This window comes from Shewanella sp. ZOR0012 (assembly GCF_000798835.1).
GTDB lineage: Bacteria > Pseudomonadota > Gammaproteobacteria > Enterobacterales > Shewanellaceae > Shewanella > Shewanella xiamenensis.
Genome location: NZ_JTLE01000094.1, coordinates 4,029,009 through 4,052,493 on the forward strand (window position 1 = coordinate 4,029,009; position 23,485 = coordinate 4,052,493).

At 43.8% G+C, this 23,485-nt stretch carries 21 protein-coding genes; 12 read left to right on the top strand and 9 right to left on the bottom strand.

Translation table 11 applies throughout. From position 1 onward, the window contains the following. Positions 1-144 precede the first annotated feature (144 nt). Positions 145-2,229: a M13 family metallopeptidase gene (locus tag L976_RS19340; protein ID WP_047539424.1), complete on the bottom strand. Its 2,085-nt coding sequence runs from the start codon at positions 2,227-2,229 to the stop codon at positions 145-147. A 345-nt stretch (positions 2,230-2,574) separates the two neighbouring features. On the opposite strand from L976_RS19340, the gene rsuA reads away from it, so the two are divergent. Beyond that, complete coding sequence (gene rsuA, locus L976_RS19345; protein ID WP_047539426.1) at positions 2,575-3,264, top strand: 16S rRNA pseudouridine(516) synthase RsuA; 690 nt, start codon at positions 2,575-2,577, stop codon at positions 3,262-3,264. An 84-nt stretch (positions 3,265-3,348) separates the two neighbouring features. Here rsuA and L976_RS19350 read toward each other — a convergent pair whose 3' ends face one another. From L976_RS19350 to L976_RS19360, 3 genes are read right to left on the bottom strand one after another with little or no spacing between them, the layout of a single operon-like run. Then, positions 3,349-4,305 carry a DUF4097 family beta strand repeat-containing protein gene (locus tag L976_RS19350; protein WP_047539429.1) on the bottom strand — a complete coding sequence of 319 codons (957 nt, stop codon included), beginning with the start codon at positions 4,303-4,305 and terminating at the stop codon, positions 3,349-3,351. Then, complete coding sequence (locus L976_RS19355; protein WP_037422236.1) at positions 4,302-4,880, bottom strand: anti-sigma factor; 579 nt, start codon at positions 4,878-4,880, stop codon at positions 4,302-4,304. The genes L976_RS19350 and L976_RS19355 overlap by 4 nt, the downstream gene beginning before the upstream one ends. Beyond that, the gene (locus tag L976_RS19360; RefSeq protein ID WP_037422238.1) at positions 4,880-5,413 is read right to left on the bottom strand and encodes an RNA polymerase sigma factor; all 534 of its coding nucleotides are present in this window, start codon (positions 5,411-5,413) and stop codon (positions 4,880-4,882) included. Before L976_RS19360 ends, L976_RS19355 begins: the two co-directional genes overlap by 1 nt. A gap of 403 nt (positions 5,414-5,816) precedes the next feature. On the opposite strand from L976_RS19360, the gene L976_RS19365 reads away from it, so the two are divergent. Then, a complete protein-coding gene (locus L976_RS19365) occupies positions 5,817-7,679 on the top strand; it encodes a methyl-accepting chemotaxis protein (protein ID WP_047539432.1) in 1,863 nt (620 codons plus the stop codon). A gap of 175 nt (positions 7,680-7,854) precedes the next feature. Here the strand turns inward: L976_RS19365 and L976_RS19370 are convergent, their stop codons facing one another. The 3 genes from L976_RS19370 to lolB all read right to left on the bottom strand — a co-directional run bounded on the left by L976_RS19370 (position 7,855) and on the right by lolB (position 10,416). Then, positions 7,855-8,802, bottom strand: coding sequence for a ribose-phosphate pyrophosphokinase (locus tag L976_RS19370; protein ID WP_037422243.1), 948 nt, complete (start codon positions 8,800-8,802; stop codon positions 7,855-7,857). Positions 8,803-8,915: 113 nt separating this feature from the next. Beyond that, a complete protein-coding gene (gene ispE / locus L976_RS19375; RefSeq protein WP_047539434.1) occupies positions 8,916-9,770 on the bottom strand; it encodes a 4-(cytidine 5'-diphospho)-2-C-methyl-D-erythritol kinase in 855 nt (284 codons plus the stop codon). A 1-nt stretch (position 9,771) separates the two neighbouring features. Further along, a complete protein-coding gene (gene lolB, locus L976_RS19380) occupies positions 9,772-10,416 on the bottom strand; it encodes a lipoprotein insertase outer membrane protein LolB (protein ID WP_037422250.1) in 645 nt (214 codons plus the stop codon). Positions 10,417-10,671: 255 nt separating this feature from the next. Here lolB and hemA point away from each other — a divergent pair, with 255 nt between their 5' ends. From hemA to prmC, 3 genes are read left to right on the top strand one after another with little or no spacing between them, the layout of a single operon-like run. Continuing rightward, positions 10,672-11,922, top strand: coding sequence for a glutamyl-tRNA reductase (gene hemA, locus L976_RS19385; protein WP_037422253.1), 1,251 nt, complete (start codon positions 10,672-10,674; stop codon positions 11,920-11,922). A 14-nt stretch (positions 11,923-11,936) separates the two neighbouring features. After that, positions 11,937-13,028 carry a peptide chain release factor 1 gene (gene prfA, locus L976_RS19390; RefSeq protein WP_037422256.1) on the top strand — a complete coding sequence of 364 codons (1,092 nt, stop codon included), beginning with the start codon at positions 11,937-11,939 and terminating at the stop codon, positions 13,026-13,028. 2 nt (positions 13,029-13,030) lie between these two features. Continuing rightward, a complete protein-coding gene (gene prmC / locus L976_RS19395) occupies positions 13,031-13,891 on the top strand; it encodes a peptide chain release factor N(5)-glutamine methyltransferase (protein ID WP_037427846.1) in 861 nt (286 codons plus the stop codon). Between the two features lie 141 nt (positions 13,892-14,032). Here the strand turns inward: prmC and L976_RS19400 are convergent, their stop codons facing one another. Continuing rightward, positions 14,033-14,446, bottom strand: a complete 414-nt coding sequence (locus tag L976_RS19400) for a GNAT family N-acetyltransferase (RefSeq protein ID WP_047539436.1) — start codon at positions 14,444-14,446, stop codon at positions 14,033-14,035. 117 nt (positions 14,447-14,563) lie between these two features. Between L976_RS19400 and L976_RS19405 the strand changes: the two genes are divergently transcribed. The 4 genes from L976_RS19405 (at position 14,564) to kdsA (ending at position 18,050) form a co-directional block, all read left to right on the top strand. After that, the gene (locus L976_RS19405) at positions 14,564-14,959 is read left to right on the top strand and encodes a SirB2 family protein (RefSeq protein ID WP_037422264.1); all 396 of its coding nucleotides are present in this window, start codon (positions 14,564-14,566) and stop codon (positions 14,957-14,959) included. After that, positions 14,959-15,747 carry a transglutaminase family protein gene (locus tag L976_RS19410; RefSeq protein ID WP_047539438.1) on the top strand — a complete coding sequence of 263 codons (789 nt, stop codon included), beginning with the start codon at positions 14,959-14,961 and terminating at the stop codon, positions 15,745-15,747. The genes L976_RS19405 and L976_RS19410 overlap by 1 nt, the downstream gene beginning before the upstream one ends. A gap of 142 nt (positions 15,748-15,889) precedes the next feature. Next, positions 15,890-17,137: a DUF819 family protein gene (locus L976_RS19415; RefSeq protein ID WP_037422269.1), complete on the top strand. Its 1,248-nt coding sequence runs from the start codon at positions 15,890-15,892 to the stop codon at positions 17,135-17,137. A gap of 64 nt (positions 17,138-17,201) precedes the next feature. Next, positions 17,202-18,050 carry a 3-deoxy-8-phosphooctulonate synthase gene (kdsA, locus tag L976_RS19420; protein ID WP_037422272.1) on the top strand — a complete coding sequence of 283 codons (849 nt, stop codon included), beginning with the start codon at positions 17,202-17,204 and terminating at the stop codon, positions 18,048-18,050. 157 nt (positions 18,051-18,207) lie between these two features. Here kdsA and L976_RS19425 read toward each other — a convergent pair whose 3' ends face one another. After that, on the bottom strand, positions 18,208-19,977 hold the full coding sequence (locus L976_RS19425; RefSeq protein WP_047539441.1) for a flavocytochrome c: 1,770 nt from the start codon (positions 19,975-19,977) through the stop codon (positions 18,208-18,210). 228 nt (positions 19,978-20,205) lie between these two features. Here L976_RS19425 and L976_RS19430 point away from each other — a divergent pair, with 228 nt between their 5' ends. The 3 genes from L976_RS19430 to L976_RS19440 all read left to right on the top strand — a co-directional run bounded on the left by L976_RS19430 (position 20,206) and on the right by L976_RS19440 (position 23,473). After that, positions 20,206-21,234, top strand: coding sequence for a porin (locus L976_RS19430; RefSeq protein ID WP_037427838.1), 1,029 nt, complete (start codon positions 20,206-20,208; stop codon positions 21,232-21,234). 114 nt (positions 21,235-21,348) lie between these two features. Next, positions 21,349-22,233, top strand: a complete 885-nt coding sequence (locus L976_RS19435; protein WP_037422278.1) for a LysR family transcriptional regulator — start codon at positions 21,349-21,351, stop codon at positions 22,231-22,233. Positions 22,234-22,249: 16 nt separating this feature from the next. Beyond that, entirely contained in the window at positions 22,250-23,473 is a 1,224-nt protein-coding gene (locus L976_RS19440) for a DUF819 family protein (protein ID WP_047539444.1), read from the top strand. Positions 23,474-23,485: the final 12 nt, after the last annotated feature.

Here is a 23,485-nt window from a genome sequence, read left to right on the forward strand (position 1 = left end):
AGCTGAATCAATGATGAAGACTTGTTCATGTTTGGCTTAGGTTCACATTTTTCGCACCTAAAAAAATGGCACCGCTATTGTGAGCGGCGCCATTGCGCTTTCATGATTATGTCGCGTTAACTACAATCTTGAATTAATTTGGCATTACCAAATTTTTACGCGTTTCTCTGGCGCGATATACATTGCATCACCTGGTTTCACATCATAGGTGGTGTAAAACTCTGGCATGTTAGACAGTGCACCCAGTGCGCGGAATTCCGCTGGTGAGTGTGGATCTGTCGCTACGCGGTTACGCAGGGCTTCTTCTTTGGCTTTTGCACGCCAAATTTGGGTGAAGCCGATGAAGAAACGTTGGTCGCCAGTCAGACCATCGATAACTGGGGCTTCTTTACCATTGAGTGACTTTTTGTACGCGCGGTAAGCAATAGTCACGCCTGATAAGTCACCGATGTTTTCACCTAAGGTCAGGCTGCCGTTCACGTGCAGATCGTCAAACACATAGTAACCATCGTATTGTGCAATCAGCGCCTTACCACGGGCAGAGAATTCTTCTAAGTCTTTCGCTGTCCACCAGTCACGCATATTACCATCGCCATCGAACTTAGCACCTTGGTCGTCGAAACCATGGCCCATTTCGTGACCAATTACTGCACCGATACCACCGTAGTTGACAGCGTCATCCGCTTCCATGTTGAAGAATGGTGGTTGCAGAATGGCAGCTGGGAACACGATTTCGTTCATGGTTGGGTTGTAGTAGGCGTTAACCGTTTGTGGGGTCATGTGCCACTCGTCTTTATCGATTGGCGCGCCTAACTTAGCCAGTGACTTAGCGTGCTCAACTTCGCTTGCGCGAACCGCGTTACCAATCAAATCATCGGCTTTGATGGTCAGTTTGCTGTAATCTTCCCACTTGTTTGGATAACCAATTTTCGGGTTGAATTTCGCTAATTTTTCGGCAGCAGCTTGCTTAGTGGTATCGCTCATCCAAGTCAGATCTTTGATGCTGTCGCCGTAGGCACCGCGCAGGTTTTCAACCAGTGCTTGCATACGCTCTTTAGCTTCTGGAGCGAAGTGACGCTTCACGTACACTTTACCCACCACTTCACCTAATACACCGTTGACTGCCGCAACACCACGCTTCCAACGTGGTTCTTGTTCTTCTTGACCGTTAAGGATTTTAGAGAAGAAGGCAAAGTTTTCGTTGTCGAAGTCTTCGCTCAAGTTGCTCGCCGCGTGGGTCAGCACTTGCCATTGCATGTAGGTTTTCCAAGTTGCTAGATCGGTCGTTTTGAGGACTTCGTTCAGGCCTTGGATATAGCTTGGTTGGTTAACGATAATATCGGTTTGTTTGTCAGCACCTAATGCCGCTAAGTAGCCTGTCCAGTCGATATCTGGCGCTAAGCTTGGCAGATCTTTAACTTGATAAAGGTTATAGGATTTAGTGCTATCGCGGGTTTCAACCACATCCCAATGTTTAGCGGCAATGGCGGTTTCAAGTGCGAGGATAGATTCTGCACTGGCTTTTGGATTGGCAAGGCCAGCTAGCGTGAACATTTTTTCGATATGAGCAAGGTAAGCTTTACGAATATTAACGAAACGCTCTGACTCGTTAAAGTAGTAGTCTTTTTCTGGCAGGCTTAGGCCGTATTGATACAGGTGAGTCGCGTAACGGCTAGAGTTTTTCGCATCGATATCGATGTAGAACGCCATTGGTGTACCTGCGCCCATGATCTGGCTATGGGCGAAGTATTTAACCAGTTCGTTTTTATCTTTTAAGGCGTTGATGGCATCAAACTCGCCTTTGAGTGGTGTTACACCTAGTTTGTTTAATGTGGCAGTGTCCATAAATGAACGATAAAGATCGGCCACTTTTTGCTCGTCAGTGCCTTCGGCTAGGTTTGGCGTAGCTGCGACTTCTTCGATAATCGCTTTGACATCGTCACGGGATTTTTCACGCAGATCGTAGAAGGCTCCAATGCTAGTGCGATCGGCTGGAATTTCAGATTTTTTTAGCCAAGTACCGTTAACATATTTATAGAAATCGTCCTGTGGACGTACTGATTTATCAAAGTTGTCAAATTCGATACCAGAACCCAATGCTTTAGTGACAGCGGCAGCTGTGGCGGTTTTAGCGGTTTCGGGCGCGCTAACTTGTGCTGGTTTGTCATTACAGGCAGTAAGGCCCGCGATAAGTGAGGCACACAGTCCCCCAATGAGTACTTTTCTCATGTCGTTTCCTTCGAGTTTGTTATTGTGCCCATATCTGGGGCTATTTGGGTTCTAAATGGGATTGCTTCAGGCGCAATGCAACGTATGTTAATGCTTTAGTGGGAATCGAAACAAGGTGATTACACTTTTAAAGATGGATTTATTATCTGGCAGTTGTAACTAAAAATTACCATAACTTAAATTGACCTAAAAAGCAGCAAACATACCGTATGCAAGCATTACCGAGTTAGTAGGTACTTATTTTATTTACGCCGACGTACTGAAGTCGTTTTAGTTTAGGCTTTGTCCTTTTATTGATTGGGCTCATAATACGTCAGTTTTCATTTATTGAAGTTGAGTCATCAAGTGCGTTTAGACAAATTTATCTGTGAAAGTACCTCACTTACACGTTCCCTAGCTAAAAAAGCCTTACACCGTGGTGAGATTACCTGTGACGGCGTTGTAGTCAAAGACTCTGGCTTTAAAGTGCTTGAGGGGATGCAAGTATGCCTCGACGGCGAGCCTATTTCTCTCGTTGGCGAACGTTATCTTATGCTCAATAAGCCCGTTGATACGATTTGCTCGACCATAGATGAAGCCTATCCATCGGTATTGAGTTTGCTGGATATCGAAAAGCCTGAAACATTACACATTGCTGGCCGTTTAGATGCCGATACCACAGGTTTAGTGCTGATCACTAGCGATGGTCAATGGTCGCATCGGATCACCTCGCCGAAAAAAGACTGTGGCAAGCGTTACTTAGTGACGTTAGCAGAGCCTGTGGATGAGAGTCTGATTGGCGTCTTTGCCGCTGGAGTGGAGCTTAGAAACGAGGACGGCCTGACAAAACCCGCGGTGCTTGAAATCATTGAGCCACAGTTGGTGCGTTTAACCATTACCGAGGGTAAGTATCATCAAGTAAAGCGGATGTTTGCCGCAGTGGGCAACCATGTGGTTGGCTTGCATCGTGAAAGTATTGGCAAAATTGAATTAGATTCCGAACTTGCCCTAGGCGAATGGCGCTATCTGACGAGCGAAGAAATCGCCTCGATTTAACACCATTTGGCTAAAAAAATGCCGCTCCTGATGAGCGGCATTTTTATTGCTATTTTTATCGCTAATTCGTGTTTTCTGATAAGGCTATTGTTTTTTCAGGATCAGATTACCGCTAATTGTATCCATCTTCACACTGGCGCTACCAGCACCCGTTTGGAAACTTAAGGATTCATTCGGTACGTATTTTTGTCTTTGTGGCACATCTTGGCTCAAGCCGTTTTTGATTTTGCCGCCTGGGCCGCCATTGAGCTCGAAGCTGGCATCGGGCACATCGGCAAAGCTTAAAGTCATATCGCCACTGACACTTTCAAGATTAACTTTATTAAAGACTTTGGCTAGCGACACTTGGGTGTCGCCGCTAACGGTACGTACATTAACTTCTTTAGCGGTTTTAAAGTCGCCATTAATTTCGCCTGAAACCTGCTCGACGTTGACTTTGTCGGCTAAGGTTTGGCTGCTGAGATCGCCACTGACTAAGCGGTATTTAATTTCGCCTTTGCTTTCAGAATCTTTAATCTCGCCAGAAACTGTATCTAACATCACTTTACCTGTTAATCCTTTGGTGGTGATATCGCCTGAGACAGTGTGTAGCGTCGGATTACCCCCCAAATTATCGGCGCTGATATTGCCACTAACGGTATTGAGTTCAAGCTCGCCTTGAGTCTGGCTGATTTGTAGATTAGCTGAAATCGTATCGGCATTGAGCTTAACGGTTTTAGGTACTTTAATGGTGAGCTTTGAGCCATTGTTGTCACTGCCGTTATAGTGGCGTGGCATTTTATCTTCGATATTCAGATTGTTACCTTTCTGCTCAAAGACAAAACCTTCGCTTAGCTCATCCAAAGTGCCGGTCACGCTGACTTCATTTTTATCCCAGCTTTGAATTTGCACGTCGCCCCGTTGGATTTTTATTTGCAGCAGAGTATCGCTGCTAATGGGTAACTGTTTATCCACACTTTCAGCGGCGAACACGCTGCCCATAAGACCAAGGTAAAGTGTTGACACTAATAGACTGGTTTTCGTGAGGGTAAAATGGCTCATATGCTATTTCCTTGTGTTGAGTTTTGAATCGGAAGTTTTTGGCCTTGTTGTAGCAAATCGAGTTCACGTTGTTGCACCCAAAGCCAGAGTTGCCAAAGTTGTTTGTCGGTTGGATTAGCCTGTAATGCTTGATAAATCTGTTCGCCGGCACGACGTAATTCCGCTAAGCCTTGCTCTAATGGCGCGCTAAAGCGGCTCGTTTGCCAAGCGACTACCGTTGGGGTCTGTGCGAGGCTCGTCACCTGGGCTTGATGTGTCTGGGCTATTTGGCTTAGCAGAGCTTGCAGCACTTGCTCATCATCCGCAGCTTGGCTGGCGATTTGTTCTGGGAGCGACGTTTTTACCGGAGCTTGAGTGTAGAACCCGAAGAACACCGCCAGCACTATAGTTGCGGCAATCGCCCATTGCGCACCTTGTAGTCGCGGCGCTTGGCGACTCGCTGGTTGCGACGCCAATGGCTTATCCATACGTTTTTCGATGCCTTGCCAAAGATCCCGTTCGGGCGTTAGTGTTTTGGGGGTATCATCAATCAACTGCTGGAGCTTGGCCTCGCGAGCATTATTAGATAAGGACATTACAGCATCTCCTGTAGTAATTGCTTGGCTCTGTGGTACTGGGTCTTACTGGTTCCCACGGCAATACCAAGTAATTGTGCAATTTCTTCATGTTGATAGCCTTCAATCGCGCAGAGTACAAACACGATACGCGCCCGTTCTGGCAGTTTGAGGATCAACTTGTCTAACCCTTGATAATGTTCATCGGCGCTTGAATGTTCATCGTCACTCTCCATTGGGATAAAACGTGCCCAAAACGACTTTTGCTTACGGATAAAGCTCAGTGCCTGATTTACACAAATACTGTGTAACCAAGTGGAGAACTGACTCTCTCCCCTAAATTGCGGCAATTTCTGCCACACCAAAATAAAGCACTCTTGGGTGATTTCTTCTGCCTGCGAGGCTTGGCCAGATAATCGCAGTGATAGGGCATATATCCTTGGATGATGGTGTAAATACAGCTGCTTAAATGCGGCTCTATTACCTTGGCTAGCCAAGGTGATGAGGTCAAATTCTGACATTGCATTGTTGAGTGGGAGTCTCCCTGCCGTCACAGCCTTTTCCTGTCATCTGAGTGAATGTTTATAGATTGGACGCTCTGAAAAGCACAAAAGGTTTGTATCCGATAAAAATAAATTTTTTATCAGTTCATTTAGCATCACTTGTTCGAGTTTTATAGTAAAATTAGCGGCAAAAATTTAGAGTTAAGTTTATGAACTTACAGGTTTTATACCAGTTGGTATTCTGAATGATAACTCTATGAAAGTAAAATCACAGATTATACTTTCATAGTTGCCACTATACTTGGCTGTCAATGTAAATCGAAAAATGGAGAAAGTTCCGAAGCGGATAAAACAATAAATGAAAGATGAACTTTTTATGTCAAGGCTATATTTACTGTAAAAGACGTGACTCCCAACTATCTTTTTAAGAGATGTTATTTATTAGGGGCTTTTTATGTTAATCCGCTCGAAATTGTTACTCAGTGCTGCTGTATCCGTTACGGCCGTGATAGCCATGTTTGGATTGCAGCTTTATACAAATTCAGTTGAGTCGGAACTCTCCCACGCGGCGCAAAACGTGCTCGAACTTGAGCGTGACGTGTTGTTACTGCGTAAAAATGAAAAGGACTTTTTTGGCCGTAAAGATATTCAATATGTTGAAAAACATAAACAAGTTCATGCCTCAATTGATGACATGATTCCTAAGCTTGAAAAAATCTTTAAAAAATACGATGTACCTATTACTTCCCTCGAAAGTTTTGACCGCAATTTAAATCAATATCAACAGGCCTTTAATGAGGTTGTTCAACTGCAACAAGAAATTGGCTTAACACTCAAAACAGGTCTCTATGGCACCTTAAGAACTGCGGTGCACAATGTGGAATCCATGCTGAAGGAATACGATCAACTTTCTTTGCAAGTTGCCATGTTGCAGCTTAGACGCAATGAAAAAGATTTTATGTTGCGCCGTGAAATGAGCTATGTCGAGACCTTCGATGCCAATATTGCTTTGTTTAATAGCAGCTTAAGGGCATCAAGTTTAGATATTGATGCGCAAAATAAAATTGTTGCATTGATCGAACAATATCAAAAAGACTTTAAAAGCCTCGTTAGTAAAGAGCAGCAACTGGGTTTAGATGAAAAACAGGGCACGATGGCACAGTTAATCGCCGCGAATAAATTAACAGAATCTAGCGCCGATGAACTGCATAACCTTGCATTGAAAGCAATTGATGAGACTGATAATAGCAGCAGGAATATTGGAATCGCTGTCTTTCTGATAATTGCATTAATCCTCGGCATAATTACTTACCTAATAATCCGTAGCATTATTAACCCCGTTGAGCGCATTACACAGGTTATTTCACGCATCGAAGTGAGTAAAAACTTAACCCTAAGATGCGATGTATCAACGCAAGATGAGTTAGGCAAAATTGCACAGCATTTCAATAGCATGGTGGGCAGTTTCCAGCAGCTTATCGAGCAGGTTATTGAGTCTGCCTCTACTATCAAAACCTCAAGTAAGAGTGTCTCAGAGAATGCCATGCTTGCCTCTGAAGGTGTTGCGCAGCAACTTAACGAAACTGATATGGTGGCTACCGCGATTACCGAAATGGGCGCCACCATTGATGAAATCGCTAAAACGACCGAGCTTGCGGCACTCAAAGCGGGTAAAACCCATGATAACGCTCAGTTGGGGCAAACTGAGGTAGAGCAGACGATTCTTAAAATTAGACAGTTATCTGAGCAAATTAATACGAGTGCTTCAGTGGTGGACGAGCTTGAGCGCGATAGCGAAACCATTGGCAGTGTGCTTGATGTGATCCGCGGCATTGCTGAGCAAACCAACTTACTCGCACTCAATGCGGCGATTGAAGCGGCGCGTGCTGGAGAGCAGGGGCGTGGATTTGCTGTTGTGGCTGATGAGGTGCGTAGTCTAGCGATGCGAACCCAGACATCGACACAGGAGATTGCTAATATTATTCAAACCTTGCAAAGCCGAACCCGTTCTATTGTGCAATTAATGGATGCGAGCCAAAAACAAGGTGCAGAGAGTGCTGAGCAGGCCGCAGCAGCGGGGGAATTACTAAAGCTTATCAATAATGACGTTCGAAACATTATGGATATGAGTACGCAGATTGCTGCTGCAATTGAAGAGCAAAGTATGGTGGCTGCTGAAGTGAATAAGAATGTTGTGGTGATCCGCGATATTGCGGAGCAATCTTCCCATGCCGCCGATGCTAATGCTTCGGCATCGGACGAGTTAAGAACCCGAGCCGAGTATTTGGTGAGTGCTGTGAGCCATTTTAAGATCTAAACGATTATGCTAGAGGCGCACCTTGGGGAGCGTTTCTATAGCATTTTGAGGCGCAGTTTGTGGATGGATAAGGCAGAAGTCGATTCAATCCTAAAATGTAAACTAAGACCAAAGCTAAAACGCGCAAACAAAAAACGCACCTTGAGGTGCGTTTTTTTATGCAAGTGCCGTAAGATTAGTGGCTGAACATTGCAGAGATAGACTCTTCGTTGCTTACACGGCGAATGGCTTCCGCCAATACCGCCGACATCGTCAGTTGAGTCACTTTCGCCACTTTCAGCATTTCAGGGCTTAAAGGTACGGTATCTGTGACGATCACTTCATCGATCACTGAGTTGGTGATATTTTCAGCCGCTTTGCCAGAGAACACTGGGTGAGTTGCGTAAGCAAATACGCGGTTTGCACCATGTTCTTTCAAGGCTTCAGCCGCTTTACACAGAGTGCCGCCTGTGTCGATCATATCGTCAACGATAATGCAGTCACGGCCTTGAACATCGCCGATAATGTGCATGACTTGTGCAACGTTTGCCTGTGGACGACGTTTATCGATAATGGCCAAATCAGAATCGTCTAACAGTTTTGCCACTGCGCGAGCACGAACCACGCCACCGATGTCAGGAGAGACAACCACAGGGTTATCTAACTTCTTCGCAACCATGTCTTCTAATAGCACTGGGCTACCAAATACGTTATCAACAGGAACGTCGAAGAAGCCTTGGATCTGCTCAGCGTGTAAATCACAGGTTAAAACGCGGTCAACACCGACGCTAGACAGGAAGTCAGCAACCACTTTTGCCGTAATAGGTACACGTGCGCTGCGGACGCGACGGTCTTGACGAGCATAACCAAAGTAAGGAATAACAGCAGTGATACGACCAGCAGATGCACGGCGTAGCGCATCAACCATCACGATCAGTTCCATGAGGTTATCGTTAGTCGGCGCGCAGGTGGATTGGATGATAAACACATCGGCACCACGTACATTTTCGTTGATTTGGACACTGATTTCACCATCGCTGAAACGACCAACCACTGCGTCTCCGAGTTTACAAAATAGACGATCGGCTATCTTCTTAGCGAGACTGGGGGTGGCATTCCCAGCAAAGAGCTTGATGTCGGGCACTGTATGAACCTCAGGCGTTTGCTTTATATTTTAGTGGCTAGAGCAACGACGATGCGGGGACGGGAGCGGACCCGTGGGCGATCGTGAAAAAAGTTGCTCTAGAAGAAAGTAGTTTATGGACGATTGAGTCGCACTATGAGCGGCGAAATATTCATCCCTTTTGCAACAAATCCTTGCATATCAGACGGTAATTTCGCCAAGGCTGCGAGAGCTTGCTGCTGCGACGAAAACTCCCCAAACACGCATGCGCCCGTTCCGGTCATTCTCGACGGCGCATATTCTAGCAGCCAGCCTAAGGCCTTGGCAACTTGAGGGTATTTAGATACGACCAGTTCTTGGCAATCATTTCTCCAAGATTGGCTCAGTAAAGTGTCAATGCCAAGCTTAGGCGTATTACGCGGCAGCTGCGGATCTTGGAATACCGCTGCGGTAGAAACATGAGCGTCAGGGGCAATGATTAAATACCATAATTCAGCGGGATTAACCGTCTGTAAACACTCTCCAACTCCCTCGGCAAATGCAGCGAAACCATGAATAAAAACAGGGATATCGGCACCGAGTTTTAATCCAATTGCCGCTAATTCATCATGAGACAATTGGGTATTCCATAACTGATTCAAGGCGACAAGTGTGGTGGCTGCATCCGAGGAGCCACCGCCTAAACCGCCGCCCATGGGCAGACGTTTATCGAGCCAGATTTCAGCACCGCCACGATAACCTGTAGATTGTTGCAGTGATTTTGCGGCTCGCAGAATTAAGTTATCGCTATCCGCGACAACGTTTGACATGTCCGAGTGCAAAATCAGTTCAGGTGTGTCAGTCACTCGAAAGTCGAGTTGATCGCAACAGTCAACAAATTGAAATAGGGTTTGCAACTCATGGTAACCGTCACTGCGGCGTCCGTTGATATGCAAAAACAGATTGAGTTTGGCGGGAGCTGGCCAATTGCGTGAAATCTCTTGGGACATGCTAAGGTTTTTCTCCGAGCAGTATTGAGGGTTTACCTAAGGCTTGCCATTGATTGAGCTGAAGCTTGAGCTGTAAATCACCGCGTTCGAGCGTTAATTGGTAAGGCACCTTAGCGCCACTTTGGGATTGCCAGCTTAAAAATGTGACTAACCAAGGCGGTGGCGTTTGCACATTTTGCAGTTGCTTAGTTTGGCCTGTACTATCAACGGCGATAACGCGATCTAAACTGCCAACTTGCCCTGTGATCCACAGGGGCAAATCGTTAATCGGGATGGACCAGCCACTGACGCGTTCAAGTAAGGCTTGGGCGTTATTATCACGAAAATCTTTGCCATCAATATGTAGGTGAGCCGAGTGAGGCGTCGCCTCCAAAGTCAATACTGTAGTACCTAACATCGTCGTGAGTGTGAGCTCGTCGCGTTCCTCGCTGTGGCGCCAATAGAGATTGGCACTGAGCTTATCTTCAGGTGTGCGGATAGCGAGTTTACCCTGTAGCTCCCACGCTTTAGCTTGGGCTGCATTATCGACCGTAATAGGGCTGAGATCGGTCATAGGCGGCAGTGTTTCACAGCCGCCTAAAAACAATAGTCCGCTCAAGGCGATACAAGAGAAAATGGATTTTGTGAAGCGCTTCAAATTATTCATCTATAACTGATATACCAAAGTCCTTATGATACGAGGGCTTGGAAAGAATACCAATGCCATTTGTAAAAATTTCCATTGGCAGTCACTTGGGATAACTTCAGTCGTGCTAATCGGTAATTGTCTATCATTGATAGAAAATTTAGGTAAGAAGTTAGACCTTTATTCGGTTTTGTTAAGCGTATTCTGTTTTTAGTTGGGCCAATTCAGTAGAATGCCCTTATTAAGATAGACGCCAAGAATCTAGAAAAGAGTCAGATGAGCCTTGTAGCAATCGGTATTAACCATAAAACAGCCACGGTAGACCTGCGTGAGAAAGTCGCCTTCTCTCCAGACACAATTCATGATGCCATGAAGAGTCTGGCCAGTCGTACGCGCTCCGGTGAAGCCGTTATCGTCTCGACCTGTAATCGCACTGAGTTGTATTGTAACAATGGCGATGAGGCCGATATCATTGAATGGCTTGAAGAATTTCATGGCCTAGAGCATAAAGATGTCGCGCCCTGCCTCTACAATTATCACGGACAAGAGGCTGTGAGGCATTTGATGCGCGTTGCTTCGGGTCTTGACTCGTTGATCCTGGGTGAGCCGCAGATTCTTGGTCAAGTTAAACAAGCCTTTGTCAAAGCCAAAGAAGCCGGCACTGTCGCCTTAACTATTGACCGCTTGTTCCAAAATACTTTCTCTGTTGCTAAAAAAGTGCGTACCGAAACCGAAATCGGTGCCGCTGCTGTATCGGTCGCTTTTGCGGCCGTGAGCATGGCAAAGCATATCTTCTCTTCGCTGTCGACCACTAAGGTACTGTTAATCGGTGCGGGTGAAACGATAGAGCTAGTAGCTAAGCATCTTAAAGATAACGGTGTTGCCTCAATGGTGGTGGCAAACCGTACTTTAGAGCGCGCTCAAAGCATGTGTGAAGAGTTCAATGCTACGGCTATTACGCTGGCACAGATACCAGATTTTCTCCCTAAAGCCGATATCGTGATATCCTCTACCGCCAGCCCGCTACCAATCCTTGGTAAAGGCATGGTAGAAAAAGCGCTAAAGCAGCGTCGCCATCAACCTATGTTATTGGTTGATATAGCAGTTCCCCGGGATATTGAGCCGGAAGTCGCCGATTTGGACGATGCGTTTCTGTATACAGTGGACGACCTGCATAGCATTATTGAACAGAATAAGGCTTCCCGTAAGGAGGCCGCCGAGCAAGCTGAATTAATTACTGAAGAACAATCTCACCTCTTTATGGAGTGGGTGCGTTCTTTAGAGTCGGTCGATAGTATTCGCGAGTATCGCAGCCAGAGCATGGCGATAAAGGATGAGTTAGTGGAACGCGCCCTGAATAAATTAGCGCAGGGGGGCGACACTGAGCAGGTATTGATTGAACTAGCCAATCGCCTGACCAATAGACTCATTCACGCACCCACCCAAGCCCTCACGGTGGCGAGCCGTCAGGGGGATTTGAATACATTAGGTCAGTTAAGAACAGCGCTCGGATTAGATAAAAACTAAGGTTAGCGAGTTAAATGAAGGAATCCGTTATCCGCAAGCTGGAAGGCTTGCTCGAGCGCAACGAAGAAGTCTTAGCTTTGCTTGGTGATGCGTCTGTCATTGCCGATCAGGATCGTTTTCGTGCGTTATCCAAAGAATATTCTCAGTTAGAAGAAGTAGTTGCAGGCTTTAAAGCCTACCAGCAGGCACAGGCGGATCTCGAGTCTGCTAAGGAAATGCTGGAAGAAGATGACGCTGAAATGCGTGAAATGGCGCAGGAAGAAATCAAGGCTGCTAAAGCTGAACTTGAACGTCTCGAAGCCGAACTGCAAATTCTGTTACTACCAAAAGATCCTAACGACGACACTAACGCCTTTATCGAAATTCGTGCCGGTGCGGGTGGCGACGAAGCGGCGATCTTCGCGGGCGACTTATTCCGTATGTATAGCCGTTATGCTGAAGCCAACCGTTGGCAGCTCGAGATCATGAGCTCGAACGAAGGCGAGCATGGCGGTTTTAAAGAAATCATCGTTAAAGTCAGTGGTGAAGGCGCCTACGGTAAACTCAAATTTGAATCCGGTGGTCACCGCGTTCAACGTGTACCTGAAACCGAGTCCCAAGGCCGAGTTCACACTTCCGCAGTAACTGTGGTAGTAATGCATGAAGTGCCTGAAGCTGAGGCGATTTCCATCAATCCTGCCGATCTTAAGGTTGATACCTTCCGCTCATCGGGCGCCGGTGGTCAGCACGTTAACAAAACCGATTCTGCCATTCGTATTACCCATATTCCAACTGGGATTGTGGTGGAATGTCAGGATCAACGCTCGCAACATAAAAACCGCGCACAAGCAATGAGCGTGTTAGCGGCGCGTATCCAAGCCGTAGAAGATGAAAAACGCCGCAGCGCTGAAGAGTCAACTCGTCGTAGTCTGGTCGCCAGTGGTGACCGTTCTGAGCGGATTCGTACCTATAACTTCCCGCAGGGCCGCGTGAGTGAACACCGTATTAACTTAACCCTATATCGCTTAAACGAAGTGATGGAGGGTGACTTGGATGCGATTTTAGGACCGCTGATGCAAGAACATCAGGCAGATTTATTAGCCGCACTCGCTGACGAGCAGGGGTAATTTTGGCTGATCAATCCTGTATCGCCGAGGCCCTGCAATGGGCCTATGTACAGCTAGCTTCAACCTCTGAATCCGCCCATTTGGATGCAGAGGTTTTATTATTGTATTGCCTCAATAAGAATCGTGCTTATCTGTACACTTGGCCTGAAAAAGCCTTGAGCGTAGAACAGTGGAAACGCTTCCAGCAAATGGTGCAACGGCGTCAGCAAGGCGTACCTGTGGCTCACATTGTTGGCGAGCGTGAGTTTTGGTCACTGCCCTTTATTGTGAATGACACGACCTTGATCCCTCGTCCTGATACTGAGATCCTCGTCGAATCCGCCCTCAACCTACCCCTTGAAAGCCATGCAAAAGTGCTCGATCTGGGAACGGGAACCGGCGCGATTGCACTGGCTTTGGCTTCTGAACGCGCCGAGTGGCAAATTACCGCGGTGGATAAAGTGGAAGATGCGGTCGCGCTGGCAAAGGCGAATCGCACTAATCTGAAACTTGAACAGGTTGAGATACTACAAAGCGATTGGTTTAGCGCTATCACTTCCCGTGACTTTGATTTAATTGTTTCCAATCCGCCCTATATCGATGAGGCCGACGAGCATTTACACCAAGGTGATGTGCGTTTTGAGCCACAAAGTGCGCTTACTGCCGCCGATGAAGGGTTTGCTGATCTTTACTACATTGCAAAAACTGCTCGAGATTATTTAAAGCCCAATGGTTATATATTGCTTGAGCATGGTTTTGAACAAGCAGTTAAACTCAGGGCAAAACTCACTGAGCTAGGTTACCAAAATGTCGCTACCGTGCGGGATTTTGGCAGCAACGATAGATGCACTATGGGTAAGTGGATGGGATTGATTGGAATTTAATATTTGCTCCAATCTAGCTGAGTGCCCAAAAACGCCATTGATTACCCGTCAATGGCGTTGTTGTCTATGTATCTGCTGAGATTATTAGTCTTTATAAGATCATGACAAGACGTCTTAAAATCACATTTTATCTTTAAGAAGCTACAGCTCCTTGACCATAAAGAATTTACTGCCGGTTTCGGGATAGGCTTGCTGTACCCACTGCACACGATATCCGTGGCGCTCATAGAAAGGTTTTGCTTGAAAATCTAAGGTATCGAGCAGAACAAATTGGCAGCCGCGTTGTTTGGCTTTGCTTTCAGCCTCGAGTAATAAGCGTGAGCCGATGTTTTGCTGGCGTAATGCTTCATCCACCCACAGATAGTCGATTAAGAACCAATTGCCGAAGGTCTTGCCGCTTAAGCCCGCAAGTAAGGTGTCTTGCTCATCCTGCAACTTTACGCCTAGGTTTTGGCGTTGCAGCGTTTGCCAGTGCTGCTGATTAAATTCGACGATTTTTTGCTTTACCGTGTCGGCAAACTCGGTGGACTCATCGTCAATTATCATTAAATTCATCATGGTTTCCTGCAAAGTGCGCGACGGGGCCCGTCTGTGAATCTCGAGTGTTAGGCATTGGTCTGGCGTTATGATTAGGGTAAACTAGCGCCTTTGTCACTGGCCATAAGTATCACAATGGAAACTTTTTACAGTCTTTATCCTGCTGTTAAGCACCTGCACTTAACCTTAATTGCCGTGAGTGTGCTGTTTTTTGTCGTTCGTTTTGTGTTGCATTTACGTCAGTCAGCACTGATGGGCAAGAAGGTCTTTAAAGTCGCTCCCCATGTGATTGACACTTTCTTGCTACTTTCTGGTTTAACTTTGTGCTTTATGATCAAGCAATATCCCTTTGTGGATCCTTGGTTGACCGAAAAGATTGGCGCTGTCGTTGCTTATATTGCCTTGGGTGTAATTGCAATAAAAGCCAACAGAAACAAACTTTTCAAAGTATTCGCCTTTCTCGGCGCTATAGGTTGGTTGGTCTACGCGGCTAAATTGGCGCATTTTAAACAAGCGGTATTATTGGGTTAATGGGTAAATACACTCTGCAAGATGGCATTGCTTTGCCCGAGTCGGCATTGGATGTAGGTGCTCACCTTGGCTTTTCAAACCTCGAAGCGGCGAAATGGGCTTGGTTTGAATTGGCTGGAGCCGTATTAAGTCATTATCTGGTAGATCAACAGCAACGCTTAAAGGCTTTGTTTCGTTGGTTTTATCAGGATTTAGGGTTCTGTGTTCGCGACAACTACTTCAGCACCGAAGCGGCGGACTTAGGCACTTGTCTTATCACTAAACAGGGTAATAGCACCACGCTGGCAACGGTATTGATGCTACTGGCCAAGCAGCTCGATTTAGAGCTCGAGGCCCTGCTATTACCGGGTAATACCGTGCTTCGCAGTAACGTTGGTGGCGTTGTTCGTTATCACGATCCGCTGACGGGCAAAGAGCTGACGAAACACCAGCTGCATGTGTTAGTGCGCGGTGAGTTGGGTAATGCGGCTGAACTTAAGCCAAGTTATTTAAAAGCTGCGTCAATAAAGAAGCTGATTTCGCGCATGCTGCATGAGCTTAAGGCGGGTTGTATTGTCTCCCATCAATTTGAGGCGGCGATGGAGTGTTGTAACTTGTTGCTTCAGTGGCATCCCGATGATGTGCATTTGAACCGTGAGCGCGCTTTTATTGCGCAGCAACTTGGATGCATTAATGTTGCTGCGGCCGATCTACAACATTTTGTCGATAACAGCCCACACGATCCTGTTATCGAAATCGTTAAGATGCAGCTCAAAGAACTCAGTGAACACGCTGAAATCTATCATTAAATCTTAAAGGAGAGCCTTACAGGCTCTTCTTGTTTTTCTAAAACAATAACTAACCGGGCGAATGGGAAGTTTGCCCACTAACTGCAAACGGCAGTTTTTAGCATAAATACAATAACAACTGTACCAAACAGGGAGAACACACATGGCAAGTACGGCATTAGTTACCAATGACGCGGTAGCGCTGGGGATTTTAGCGACGATTCTGGGATTTGTGTTTTATACCAGTACGAGCAGTCATCCATTTTGGCAAAAGTTTTACCGTTTCATCCCAGCGTTATTACTCTGCTATTTCTTGCCTTCATTGCTAAACACCTTTGGGGTGATTGATGGCCATACATCACAGCTTTATCCTGTAGCTTCTCGCTATTTATTACCCGCCTGTTTGGTGTTGTTGATTTTAAGTGTGGATTTAAAAGCCATCTTAGGACTTGGGCCCAAGGCTGTGATCATGTTTTTAACGGGAACCATTGGTATTGTCATCGGCGGCCCGATTGCTTTACTCCTGGTGTCATTGATCGAGCCATCGCTGATTGGTGTTGATGGCCCTGATGCTGTGTGGCGCGGTATGACGACCCTTGCGGGTAGCTGGATTGGCGGCGGTGCTAACCAAGCGGCGATGAAAGAAATTTATGAAGTCGGTGGCAATATCTTCTCCGTGATGGTGACAGTTGATGTAATTGTGGCCAATATTTGGATGGCGGTATTATTGTTTATGGCGTCAAAGGCCAAGGAAATCGATGCTAAAACTGGTGCGGATACGACGGCGATTGAAACTTTAAAGAACAAAGTTGAACAGTATCACGCTGAAAATGCGCGCATTCCAAGCCTACGTGATCTTATGCTAATCGTGGCAGTTGGTTTTGGTATTACGGGCGTAGCCCATATTGCTGCCGATTTCCTCGGCCCGTATTTTGAGGCCAATTATCCTTGGACCGAGGACTACAGTTTTACCTCGAAGTTCTTCTGGTTAGTGGTGATTGTGACCACCATAGGTTTAGCAATGTCTTTTAGTCCTTTGCGCCATTTGGAGGCAGCGGGGGCATCTAAGGTTGCATCGGCTTTCCTGTATATTCTAGTGGCGACCATTGGTTTGCATATGGATGTAAGCAAAGTCCTTGATACACCATTATATTTTTTAGTGGGTATTATTTGGATGATTGTACACGCTAGCTTTATGTTATTGATTGCTAAGCTAATTAAAGCGCCATTATTTTATATGGCGGTAGGTAGTCAGGCTAACGTGGGCGGCGCGGCATCAGCGCCCGTTGTGGCTGCTGCGTTTCACCCTGCATTAGCTCCCGTCGGGGTGCTGTTGGCCGTATTTGGTTATGTGTTAGGAACGTATATGGCTTGGATTTGTGGCCAAATTTTACAGCTAGTTGCGGTATAGTCGCTCTAGTGCCAATATTCAGTTTTCCGCTGGACAGAGTCTAGTATTTGAGAGAGATGTTGCGATGAGTAATAAAATCATAAAGTTAGGTTCAATCGAAATTGCAAACGATAAACCTTTTGTGCTATTCGGTGGCATGAATGTGCTTGAGTCTCGCGATCTCGCGATGTCGATTGCTGAAACCTATGCCGAAGTGACTCAAAAACTGGGGATCCCCTATGTTTTCAAGGCATCGTTCGATAAGGCTAATCGCTCTTCTGTCAACTCTTACCGTGGTCCAGGCATGGAAGAAGGCTTAAAGATTTTTGAAGAAATCAAAAAGACCTTCAATCTACCACTCATTACCGATGTGCATGAGCCTTACCAATGTGCGCCTGTAGCTGAAGTGGTTGATATTATTCAATTACCAGCTTTCTTAGCGCGCCAAACAGACCTTGTTGTCGCGATGGCGAAAACGGGCGCTATCATCAACGTGAAAAAGCCGCAGTTTTTAGCCCCCCACGAAATGCGCCATATCATCACTAAGTTTAATGAAGCGGGTAATGATGAAATTATCCTGTGTGAACGTGGTTCATGCTTCGGTTACAACAACCTAGTAGTAGATATGCTGGGTATGGACGAGATGAAGCAATCGGGTTATCCGGTGATTTTCGACGCCACCCACGCATTGCAACGCCCAGGTGGCCGTGCTGATTCAGCGGGAGGCCGTCGTGCTCAGGCGACTGAATTAGCCCGTAGTGGCATGGCATTAGGCTTAGCAGGTCTGTTTATCGAAGCTCACCCAGATCCAGATAACGCTAAGTGTGATGGTCCATGTGCGTTACCTTTGCACCAGTTAGAAAATTATCTGAAGCAGATGAAAGCGATGGATGATTTAGTCAAATCCTTCGAGCCAATTGATACCAGCAAGTAAAAAAAGAGAGGTTAAATTAACCTCTCAAAAATAGCTGGGGAGCTTTTGAAGTCAGGCAATAAATTGATTGCCAATAATCATGATGAATAAAGCTTGCGATGAGATGTGACGAGAGGCGATTCCCACGCCTCTCTGAACTAGTACATCTGAGCTTGAGTTACTTAGTTTCTAACGCATGTTTTGCCGCATTAGTGCCTGCAATTTTTCCAAAAATCACAGTGTCTGCAACGGCATTGCCACCTAAGCGATTATACCCATGTACACCACCTGTGACTTCGCCAGCAGCAAACAAGCCGACTAATGGTTTACTTTGAATATCGAGCACTTCAGCTTTGGTATCAATGGCGACACCACCCATAGTATGGTGGATACCAGGAGCCACTTTTACGGCATAAAAAGGCGCCTTTTCTAGTGGCAATGGCATTTGTTCGCGAGCAAACTCTTCATCTTTACCTTGTTTAAAATAACGATTGTAGTTTGAAACCGTTTTTTCTAATGAGCTTTCTTTCATGCCTGTAATTTTAGCAAGTTCAGAAACTGTATTTGCTTTTTCAAGCATATCTAAATGGTCATATCCCTGAACCATTTTAGCTTTTTTATAAAGCTCATTATCAAAGACTAACCAAGCATATTGTTCAGGCTGTTTAAGAATGGCATCGGATGCTTTATCGCGAGTCGTTAATTCACTGACAAAACGATTACCATCTTTATTAACCATAATTGCACCTACCCCTCGAACAGTTTCGGAGATTAAAATGCGGCTATCTTTTCCCACAGTTGGATGAGCTTGTACCCAATCAATATCGGTCATACTCGCTCCGATTGCTTTGGCAAGCTCAATACCATCACCAGTGGAAGTAATGTTATTAGAACTAGTCATCCCTTTAAACGTTGGACGATAAAATGCGACCATTTCCTTATTAAAACCATATCCACCGGTTGCTAGAACAACTGATTTAGCAGCAATCATATAGTGGCCAGAATGTTTTCCATGGACGACTACGCCGACAATTTTTTGGTCTTCATCAATCACAAGTTTGACAACTTTAGAATTAAGCCGAGTATCGACCCCTTCTTTTACTGAAGCTTTTCTCAATACATCAATGATATGTGGACCAACGCTTAAACCTCCTGTGGGTCTATGGGTGCGGTCAACTCTTGCGCCACCTGAGCGTTTTAAGTCATCCATGTTTGCACCTAAAGATTCTAACCATTTAATACCATCAGCAGATTGCTCAGCTAATATTTGCACTAACTTTGGATCATTGGCATAGCGACCACCTTTCATTGTGTCTTCAACAAACCATTCAATTTTATCATCCACTTTATGTTCTTTTTGCTGAGCAGTTCCTACTGCATTGTAACCGCCAGCTGCAAGCATAGAGTTACCACCACTAAATGGGCCTTTTTCGAGTAATACTACTTGCGCTCCTGCTTTTTTCGCTGCGATAGCAGCATTAAACCCTGCGCTTCCCGCTCCGACAACAATGACATCCGTCGTTTCTTTTGGACCAGCTGCAATCGCCTTGCTGATTGCATCATTGTCCCAACCTTTATCCCATGGTTCTTTAGATTGTGCACTATTAAAAGGCATCTCAAGCCCTTTAAATGAGTGGCACTCATTACAGTATAATTTGGGTTTTTCATGACCTTTATGGCAGCTTGTACAGTTAATATCACCTAAATGTGATGCGTGAGGATCTAGCTTTAGTTTAGGATTAGCCAAAGCACTGTATTCACCATGACATGATTTACATTGCTGATTTTCATAAGTTTCACTGTCAGATACTTTGCCAGGTTGAGTGTGGCAGCTCTTGCATCCTCCCATTTCTTTATGAAAAGAGGCCAGATCATTTTTGTCATTTGCAGCCCAAGATGCTGTAGAAAAGATGGAGCACAAGACAAAACTTAAAAGTGTTAACTTCATATAATTCTCCAATTATAGTTTTATTGAGGTAATCATCACTTATGATATTTTTTTATTAATTGCTAAATGGTGATGTTGCGCAATAAATTATTGTGGTTAAATAAAATTGAAATTGTTTTAAATAATTTTTAATTAATCATTTTTATATTAGAGGTGTGATTAAAGTTCAAACGGAATCTTTAACATAGAATTAGCATAATTACGTTTTTATGTTAAAGGATGAAATTTATGAAATATACCAATTGTTTTGTGCCTGTTGCTTTATTACTTTGTTCTAATCAAGCTTTATCTGAGCCCTTAGATTTTTATGGGAGATTGTGGCTTGGTGTATCAAACTCTAGTCATGGTATTTCTGGTAATGAAAAGGTTAATGGTTTTTCACTTGAGAATTTTGCCTCATACGTTGGAATTAAAGGTGATTATGATGTGCATGAAGATTTTAGTTTGATATATAAGTTCGAAGCTGGAGTTGAAAGTTTTGATAATGATGATACAAATATTTTTAAACCGCGTAACTCATATTTAGGCTTTAAGGTTAAATATGGTAGTGTCGTTTTTGGGCGAAATGATACTGTATTCAAAACTTCAGAAGGTAAAGTCGATCTATTCAATATTACATCAAGTGATATGAATATGATTATTGCAGGTAATGACCGGTTAGGTGATTTAGTCACGATCAATACTGCAAAAGTTGCAGGCATGTCTCTTGGCATTACATATGCTTTCGATGATGATTTTAATCAAAAAAATCCAATGCTTGCTGACAATCAAAACAATTATGCTGTTAGTATAGTATATGGTGATCCTTCATTTAAAAAAGGAAATAGTTATCTTTCTCTCGCCTATGCTGATGGACTAAATTTGTTAGAGGCAACAAGAGTTGTTGCTGGTGTTGCTATTTCATCTATAAAAGTTGGGGCGATATATCAGTATTCTAAATCCAGTATCTATGAAAATGTTAAAGGCAATTCATATTTATTAAGTATGAGTATTCCTGTTAATAAATATGATTTCAAGTTTCAGTACCTTAAAGATGATGCTGGTCTGGGTAAAGTTACCAAAAATGCTGGTGCAGATCTTAAAACATTAAATAATAGTGATGCGAGTCAATATTCAATTGGTGTCGATTATAATCTGATGAAGGAATTAACATTTGGTGCAGCAGTAAGCTACTTTGAAGGCGAGTACTCAGATTCAAAAGGTAATAATGAATTTGACGATACTTTGATTTCGTTTTCAACAAGATACCTTTTTTAGAACATATCAAATAAAGCGGTCTAATAGACCGCTTTATTAAAATTAGATATCAGTCATGTTAAAAAATGTATCTTTCATTTATCTTGTTCCAACTGGAGTTTATTGGGGATGTAGATGCGCATTACGTTAAGGCAGTTAATGATCTTTAAGGCTATCTGTACCGAGAGGCAGATCTCAAAAGCGGCAAAACTGATGCACATGTCAACTCCTGCAGTGAGTATGGCTCTGAAAGAATTAGAGAACTCGCTAGGATGTCGACTATTTGAAAGAGCTGGTGGTGGCTTGGAGCTAAATGCCCATGGAAAAATTATTCTGCCTTATGCTAATGAAATGCTTAGTAAGGGAAATGAATTAGAGAAGCTTTTTAATTTTGCTGAGGATGGCGTTAAAGGTTGTTTAGTGATCGGTAGTAGTAAAACGGTTGGTAACTATGTTTTATCCAGAAAGATCCCATTATTTAAAGATAAATATCCAGACGTAAAAATTAAACTCATAATAGAGAATAGTCTGGTGATTGAAAAAATGGTATCAGAGAAAGAAATCGACTTAGGTTTCATTGATGCCAAGCCTGCAAGTAGAAATCTAGTATGCGAGCAATGGATGCAAGATAAGCTTTGCATTGTAAGTGGGTGCTCACATCCTGTAGCAAAGCAAGCATGTTCTAGTCATATTTTAAGTGAACAATTGTGGGTTTTTGACCATGAGTCCTCTCTGTCACATATTAGGGCTGTTCAATTGTTAAAAAGTTTAAACGTTTATGTCAGAAATGACATTTGTATGTCTACTATTGGGGCGATTAAACGTGCAATTGGAACGGGTATAGGTTTGAGTGTTTTACCCTATGTGGCTATAAAAGAAGAGTTAGAGCGGGGGGAGTTATGTTTGATCGATTTGAAAGGATGGGATTATAAACGCACTTACTGGTCAATCCAGCGAGAGTCTGATGAACTTTCATTACAGTCTAATATTTTTTTGAATTTTTTAAATAATGCTAGTTAGAAAGTTGGTGAAATAAATGATTTCTTCAGAGTGTGGAATCGTTATATTTTTAATCTCACTTCTTGTCGTTGTGTTATATTCAAACTCTTCATCTTGTCTTTTTTTTAAACGCTTTTATAGTGTTTTCCCTGTCATGTTTATTTGCTATACCTTACCTGCTGTATTTAGTTTTTTTAATGTGGTAGATGCAAGCAGGTCAAGTGTTGATGACTATTTTAAAGCGCATTTAATTCCATTTAGTTTATTTTTGCTAATAGTGAGTACGGATTTTATTACATTAAAGTCAGTCGGTGGAAAGATTTTATTGATGTTTTTCATCGGAACTGTTGGTGTTTGTATTGGAGGGCCAATTAGTTTATGGATTGGCTCTAAATTATTTCCAGAAGAGCTTTTATGGCAAGGTGGCGATGCAGCATGGCGTGGCATGGCAACATTAATGGCGAACTGGTTGGGTGGTACAGCAAACCAACTTGTAGTCAAAGAAATTCACCAAGTTGGCGAGGCCATTTTTGCAGTAATGATGACGATAAATGTGGTTTTTTCTGGCGTATGGATGGCTATTTTGTTGTTTTTGGCTAAAAAACAAAAAGCGATTGATAGAATGTTGGATGCTGATTTGAACAATTTACCTGTTTTTATTGAAGATGATATAACAAGGTTAGATGGCAAAAAACATTTTATTGGCTGTATGTTACTCATTTCTTTTTCATTATTTATTTTTTTGTTTTGTCATTCTGTCTCCGAATTTTTATCCCTAACAGTGAACAATTGTTTTCCTTATTTATTGCATTATAACCTAGGATCAAGTTTCTTTTGGTCTATGATTTTGTCAACACTTTTAGGTATTTTACTCTCCATGACCTATGCAAGACATGTGTTTGTTAAACAAGTCAGGTTTGTTTCATTTTTTTTGCTGTACTTTATGATTATGAATATTGGATTAAATATTGAGTTTGCTTCATTTCAATCCATATTCTACTATTTTATTATTGGGTTGATTTGGTTTTTTACTCATATAATTATTCTACTATTATTTTGTTTGTATTTTAAACTGCCCATATTGTATTTTGCTATTGCAAGTCAGTGTAATATTGGGGGCGCAGCTTCAGCGCCTGTTGTCGCGAGTGCTTTCCATCCTAAATTAGGATCTATCGCGGTTTTAATGGCTGTGTTGGGTTATACATGGGCGTCATTTATTGCATCAATTATTGGCTCTTTCATGCAATTTATACATCCATAATTAGTATTCAAA